The sequence below is a fragment of the Flavobacterium sp. genome, from assembly GCF_023151265.1.
Taxonomy (GTDB): Bacteria; Bacteroidota; Bacteroidia; order Flavobacteriales; family Flavobacteriaceae; genus Flavobacterium.
In genome coordinates this window covers 1-5,308 of the sequence record NZ_JAKLJH010000201.1, presented here as the reverse complement: position 1 = coordinate 5,308, position 5,308 = coordinate 1, and the positions used below count along the sequence as shown (strand labels likewise).

Sequence of the window (5,308 nt, the reverse complement as noted above, 5' to 3'; positions counted from 1 at the left end):
GGTTCGCCTTTCATTTCAAGTTTCTGAGTTGTAGTAACCGCTTCTGGAACTAAAATCCATAATACGATATAAACAAATAAACCAGTTCCAAAGCCAAAGAATAAAATAACCATTATGATACGTAACCACAAAGTATCTATTCCTAAATAATGACCTAGACCAGCCATTACACCACCAAGCATACCGTTTTCTTTATCACGATACAATCTTTTTGAAGGATAATAGAAATTAGTTGATGAAGAAGAACTAGATTGATAAGTTGATTTCTCATCGTCAATTTTGTAATCTTCCGGTTGTCCCATAATGGTGATTACCTCTTCAATTTCAGTTAATCCTACAACTTGTTTGTCGTTCTTTAAACGCTCTTGAAAAAGTTCGGCAATACGACTTTCTATATCTTTCATTATTTCGTCTCTTCCATCAGCCGAAAGCGAACGTTTCACCGCATCAAAATAACGCGATAATTTTTGATAGGCATCTTCGTCGATGTGAAAGAAAAAACCTCCTAAATTTATACTTATTGTTTTGTTCATGACTTTTAGTTTTGACTTGTTATTATGTTTACTGCATCTGATAATTCTTTCCAGGTGCCATTTAATTCTTGTAAAAATTCTTTTCCTTCATCGGTTAAACCGTAATATTTTCTTGGTGGTCCCGATGTTGATTCTTCCCAACGATAATTTAATAATCCATCGTTTTTTAGCCTTGTTAGTAGTGGGTAAACGGTGCCTTCCACAACTAGTAATTTAGCATTCTTTAGCGTATCCAATATTTCAGAAGTATATGCATCTTTTTCTTTTAAGACCGATAAGATACAAAATTCTAAAACACCTTTTCGCATTTGTGCTTTAGTGTTTTCAATGTTCATAATTCCCCTTGTTTTTTTTAATTAGACTGTTCATTTTTTGATTCTTTTTGCTTGCGCAGTGATTGATTTGATGATTGAAAATTAGATTACCTATTATTTTCTTATACAAAGATAAGTCTAAAAGCAGGTATTATGTTACGCATAGTACTAATATTTAACAAAAATTTAACAAATAAAAAAATGCTAGGAGTGCATAGTATTTTTTGTATTTTTACAAAATAAATCAATGAATTATGGAGTTTACACCTGCAAAACTAAATCTATTTACATTTTTTAAACTGCCTTCTGCCTTTTGGAGTGGGGTAAGAGTTAAATCAATTTCACCCGAAGTTTGTGAAGTAACGGTAAAACATCGTTGGTTTAATCAAAATCCGTTTAATTCTATGTATTTTGCTGTGCAAGCTATGGCGGCCGAGTTTACAACGGGGGCTTTGGTCATGTTTCAAATCAAACAAAGCGGTAAAAACATATCAATGTTAGTGGCTCAAAATAAAAGTTTGTTTACTAAGAAAGCTACTGGAAGAATTACTTTTACTTGTAATCAAGGAAATGCAATCAAAAATACCATTCAAAAAGCGATTGACACAAATGAAGGACAAACGATTTGGTTAACATCAATTGGTAAAAATGAAAAAGGTGAACAAGTTTCCGAAATGCAATTCGAATGGACCATTAAAGTTAGAGGTTAATATTTTTTAACTCCCAACTCATAACTCATAACTCTCAACTTAAAACTAATCCTAAACATAAGTTAATTTACTTTCATTCCTTATTTATTGGTAGTAAATTTGAGAAAAAAGGAAAAGAAAATGACGGTTTTAATTACAGGAGCTACAGGATTAGTTGGGCAAGAATTGGTAAGTTTATTACTTAAAAATGGATTTACAGTTCATTATTTGTCGACTTCGAAATCAAAACTAGTTTCGCAAAATAATTACAAAGGTTTTTATTGGAATCCCAAAACATCTGAAATCGATTTAAATGCTTTAACAGACGTTGAGGTGATTGTGCATTTGGCTGGAGCTTCGGTTGCAAAAAAATGGACATCTTCATATAAAGAGGAAATAATTGAAAGTAGAGTTTTATCTACAAGATTACTTTATAAAACACTTCAAAAAAATTCGCATCAAGTAAAACAGATTGTTTCTGCTTCAGCTATTGGGATTTACCCAAATGACTTCAACTATATTTATCATGAAACAGATAATAAGGTTGACAATTCATTTTTAGGTAATGTTGTACAACAATGGGAAGAGGAAGTCAATCAGTTTGAAAAGTTACAAATTAATGTAGCTAAAATTAGAATTGGAATTGTACTTGCCAAAGAAGGAGGAGCGCTTCAAGAAATGGCAAAACCAATTAAAATGGGTGTTGGTGCAGCTTTTGGTTCAGGAGAGCAATATCAGTCTTGGATTCACATTCAGGATTTAGTAGGCATTTTTCAGTTTGTAATTCAAAATCAACTTTCAGGAGTTTTTAATGGAGTTGCGCCTTATCCTGTTACGAATGCTGAATTAACAAAAGCGATTGCTAAAACTTTAGGAAAGCCATTATTTTTGCCAAATATTCCTCAATTTGTAATGAATCTTATTCTTGGCGAAATGCATCAAATACTATTTTCAAGTCAGCATGTAAGTTGTAGAAAACTACTCGATTTGAAATACCAATTCAAATTCGCTTCTCTTGATAAAGCCTTGAATGATTTATTAAAATAAAAAAACCGCCAACAAAATTGGCGGTTTTAATTATTATTTTTTAGTTGCTTTTAATTTCACAACCAAGTCAATTTCATCGTTTACAAACTTATCTTTTAAATCATCAAAAATCGATTTTGAAGCATAATTTACATTCCAATGTCATGTTGTTTCCTTCGTAAGCAACTGTTGCAGGAAAACTAACTGGTTTTGAAGTTCCTTTTAAAGTCAAGTTCCCGTTTACAGTAGCTTTTCCGTCTGCAGAAGTGATAGAAGTAATTTCAAACATTCCTTCAGGAAATTTACCTACGTTAAAAAAATGATCTTCTCCTTCTTTATCGCCAGTTCCTTTTAAATGTGCTTCTAAATCTTCTTTTCCGTCACCTGCTTTTAAATCGGTAACTACAATTGAATTCATGTCGATTACAAATTTCCCGCTTTGAATGCTATCATTCTTAACCGCAACTTCACCTGATTTTAAATTAATAGTTCCATTGTGTTTTCCTGCTGGTTTAGAACCAATCCATTCAATAACTGAAGCTTTTGTGTCAACTACATAAGTGGTGCTTTCTGCCGATGCTGTTGCAACTTCTCCAGCTTCACCATTTTCTTTTTCTCCTTTACAAGCTACATTCATAGAAATAGTAGCCAAAACAAATAAACTTAAAATGCTTTTTTTCATGTTTTAATTTTTTTAGTTGTTACAAACTTAATTCTTAACTTTTTTAAACTGTCTTAAAAAGTTGCTAAAATTTATCTTTCAATAATTTTGCTGACAATTTGACATTTTTCAACTTTTGGCAATACATTTGCAATCCCATTTACTAAAGTAAAAATGTTTAAAAAAATATTCAAAAATATGAGTCAAGAAAGTACTGAAAACATCGAAAAGGAGAACATTAATGAAGAAAATGTTTCAGAAACTCAAGGAATTCCAACACCAGAATTAACGGTAGAAGAGCAATTGCAAGAAGAATTAAGCAATGAAAAAGACAAATTTTTACGTCTTTTTGCTGAATTTGAAAATTATAAAAGAAGAACAGCCAAAGAACGTATCGATTTGTTTAAAACTGCTAATCAAGAGGTTTTACAAGCGATGTTGCCTGTTTTAGATGATTTCGACAGAGCTTGGGCACAAATTTCAAATTCAGGTGATGAAGCTTTGGTAACAGGTGTTCAATTGATTCATGATAAATTAAAATCAACTTTAGTTTCTAAAGGATTAGAAGAAGTAGAAGTGAAAGCTGGTGATGCTTTTGATGCTGATTTTGCTGAAGCTATTACCCAAATTCCAGCACCAAACGATAAATTAAAAGGTAAAATTGTCGATGTAATTGAAAAAGGTTACAAATTAGGTGACAAAATCATCCGTTTTCCAAAGGTGGTTATCGGACAATAATTTTACTGTAGAGACAAGTAATGACTTGTCTTTTTCTACATATTATAATACAAGATGTAATGAAAAAAGATTTTTACGAAATATTAGGCATTTCAAAAAATGCTACAGCCGAAGAAATAAAGAAAGCCTATCGCAAGAAAGCAATCGAGTTTCATCCTGACAAAAATCCAGGCAATAAAGAAGCAGAAGAAAAGTTCAAAGAAGCTGCCGAAGCTTATGAAGTTTTAAGCGATGCCAACAAAAAAGCAAAATACGATCAATATGGTCACCAAGCTTTTGATGGTGGTGGATTTGGTGGTGGTCATCACATGAACATGGATGATATTTTTAGTCAGTTTGGTGATATTTTTGGTGGTGCTTTTGGAGGTGGCGGATTTTCTGGATTTGGCGGTGGCGGAGGTCAACGTAGAGTAAAAGGAAGCAATCTTCGCATCAAAGTAAAATTAACTTTGGAAGAAATTGCTAACGGAGTTGAAAAGAAAGTTAAAGTAAAACGTAAAGTTCAGGCTTCTGGAGTAACCTATAGAAGTTGTCCAACTTGTAATGGTTCTGGACAAATTATGAAAATTGCTAATACAATTTTAGGTAGAATGCAAACGGCAACTACTTGTCATACTTGTAGTGGTTCGGGTCAAATTTTAGATCAAAAACCTGCTGGAGCTGATGCACAAGGAATGTTGTTAGAAGACGATACGGTTTCAATCAAAATTCCTGCTGGAGTAGTTGATGGAATGCAATTAAAAGTAGCCGGCAAAGGTAATGAAGCGCCAGGTACAAACAGTATTCCAGGAGATTTAATAGTTGCTATTGAAGAAATCGAACATGAATCTTTAAAACGCGAAGGAGAAAATTTACATTACGATTTATATATCAGTTTTGCCGAAGCTGCTTTAGGCGCTTCTAAAGAAATTGATACTGTTTCTGGAAAAGTTCGAATTAAATTAGAAGAAGGAATTCAATCGGGTAAAATTCTTCGTTTAAAAGGAAAAGGAATTCCAAGTTTAAATTCTTATGGAAATGGCGATTTATTAGTTCATGTAAATGTTTGGACGCCAAAAACTTTAAACAAAGAACAAAAGCAGTTTTTCGAGAAAATGCTAACTGATGAAAACTTTATTCCGAAACCAGAAAAGTCAGACAAATCTTTTTTTGAAAAAGTTAAAGATATGTTTTCATAATTAAATAAATATTAATACATTTGAAACTCACTTTCTTAGGAGAGTGAGTTTTTCTTTTTCATAGCAATTTTTCCCATCCTTTAGCAATAAAGGGTGGGTTTTTTTTGTAACAAAATCCGTATATTTACTACTTACTAATAATACAAATTCATACTTTTTATATATGAGC

The 5,308-nt window shown here is 32.2% G+C and carries 7 protein-coding genes; 4 read left to right on the top strand and 3 right to left on the bottom strand.

The window, feature by feature from the left end:
• Positions 1-533, bottom strand: a 533-nt coding sequence (locus L6Q46_RS13440) for a PspC domain-containing protein (protein WP_291284734.1), incomplete at its 3' end; no start/stop codon positions are given.
• 5 nt (positions 534-538) lie between these two features.
• Positions 539-868 (bottom strand): PadR family transcriptional regulator, encoded by a 330-nt coding sequence (locus tag L6Q46_RS13435; RefSeq protein WP_026724567.1) that lies wholly within the window; start codon positions 866-868, stop codon positions 539-541.
• Positions 869-1,101: 233 nt separating this feature from the next.
• On the opposite strand from L6Q46_RS13435, the gene L6Q46_RS13430 reads away from it, so the two are divergent.
• Positions 1,102-1,557 (top strand): DUF4442 domain-containing protein, encoded by a 456-nt coding sequence (locus tag L6Q46_RS13430; protein WP_291284733.1) that lies wholly within the window; start codon positions 1,102-1,104, stop codon positions 1,555-1,557.
• A 120-nt stretch (positions 1,558-1,677) separates the two neighbouring features.
• Positions 1,678-2,583, top strand: a complete 906-nt coding sequence (locus L6Q46_RS13425) for a TIGR01777 family oxidoreductase (RefSeq protein ID WP_291284732.1) — start codon at positions 1,678-1,680, stop codon at positions 2,581-2,583.
• A gap of 103 nt (positions 2,584-2,686) precedes the next feature.
• Here the strand turns inward: L6Q46_RS13425 and L6Q46_RS13420 are convergent, their stop codons facing one another.
• Positions 2,687-3,244: a YceI family protein gene (locus L6Q46_RS13420; RefSeq protein ID WP_363315883.1), complete on the bottom strand. Its 558-nt coding sequence runs from the start codon at positions 3,242-3,244 to the stop codon at positions 2,687-2,689.
• A gap of 153 nt (positions 3,245-3,397) precedes the next feature.
• Between L6Q46_RS13420 and L6Q46_RS13415 the strand changes: the two genes are divergently transcribed.
• The gene (locus L6Q46_RS13415) at positions 3,398-3,961 is read left to right on the top strand and encodes a nucleotide exchange factor GrpE (RefSeq protein WP_291284731.1); all 564 of its coding nucleotides are present in this window, start codon (positions 3,398-3,400) and stop codon (positions 3,959-3,961) included.
• A gap of 59 nt (positions 3,962-4,020) precedes the next feature.
• The gene (gene dnaJ / locus L6Q46_RS13410) at positions 4,021-5,139 is read left to right on the top strand and encodes a molecular chaperone DnaJ (RefSeq protein WP_291284730.1); all 1,119 of its coding nucleotides are present in this window, start codon (positions 4,021-4,023) and stop codon (positions 5,137-5,139) included.
• Positions 5,140-5,308 lie beyond the last annotated feature (169 nt).

What these genes read in the sequence shown, in the direction of transcription:
- L6Q46_RS13430 (WP_291284733.1), top strand. Translation starts at nt 1,102, where the DNA reads ATGGAGTTTACACCTGCAAAACTAAATCTATTTACATTTTTTAAACTG.
- L6Q46_RS13415 (WP_291284731.1), top strand. Translation starts at nt 3,398, where the DNA reads ATGTTTAAAAAAATATTCAAAAATATGAGTCAAGAAAGTACTGAAAAC.
- L6Q46_RS13425 (WP_291284732.1), top strand. Translation starts at nt 1,678, where the DNA reads ATGACGGTTTTAATTACAGGAGCTACAGGATTAGTTGGGCAAGAATTG.
- L6Q46_RS13435 (WP_026724567.1), bottom strand. Translation starts at nt 868, where the DNA reads ATGAACATTGAAAACACTAAAGCACAAATGCGAAAAGGTGTTTTAGAA.
- L6Q46_RS13420 (WP_363315883.1), bottom strand. Translation starts at nt 3,244, where the DNA reads ATGAAAAAAAGCATTTTAAGTTTATTTGTTTTGGCTACTATTTCTATG.
- dnaJ (WP_291284730.1), top strand. Translation starts at nt 4,021, where the DNA reads ATGAAAAAAGATTTTTACGAAATATTAGGCATTTCAAAAAATGCTACA.